Genomic DNA, 546 nt, shown 5'->3' on the forward strand with positions numbered 1-546 from the left:
GGAGCAGTACGCCGCCCGCGGGCAGGACTGGCCGGCCGAGGCGGAGGAGGATTTCCGCGCCCCGATCCGCGAGCGCTACGAGGCGCAGGGCAGCCCCTACTACTCGACCGCCCGGCTGTGGGACGACGGGGTGATCGACCCGCGGGACACCCGCACGGTCCTCGGGCTCGCGCTGTCGGTCGTGGCCAACGCGCCGATGGACCCGCCCGGCTACGGCATCTTCCGGAGGTGACCGCGACGGAGGTGACCGCGACAACGGTGAGGGCGACGATGTTCTCGACAGCGCTGGTGGCCAACCGCGGGGAGATCGCCGTCCGGGTGATCCGGACCCTGCGTGAACTCGGCATCGAATCGGTGGCGGTCTACTCGGACGCCGACGCGGGCGCGCGCCACGTGCGGGAGGCCGACGTGGCCGTGCGGATCGGGCCGGCGCCGGCCCGCGAGTCCTACCTGAACATCGCCGCAGTGGTCGCGGCCGCGGCCGCCACCGCTGCCTAGTAGGGCTTTGTTAGGTGTCGTTGAGTTGTGGTTTCAAGCGATCTGGTG

General features: G+C 71.6%; 1 protein-coding gene and 1 pseudogene. Both read left to right on the plus strand.

Annotation, left to right across the window (positions count from 1 at the left end):
* On the plus strand, positions 1-232 hold a 232-nt coding region (locus G6R25_RS24505; protein WP_272871468.1), incomplete at its 5' end, for a carboxyl transferase domain-containing protein.
* Positions 233-270: 38 nt separating this feature from the next.
* Positions 271-495: pseudogene (locus G6R25_RS24510) on the plus strand (biotin carboxylase N-terminal domain-containing protein); the annotation flags it as partial.
* Positions 496-546 lie beyond the last annotated feature (51 nt).

It is taken from the genome of Candidatus Frankia alpina, assembly GCF_902806485.1.
Classification (GTDB): domain Bacteria; phylum Actinomycetota; class Actinomycetes; order Frankiales; family Frankiaceae; genus Frankia; species Frankia alpina.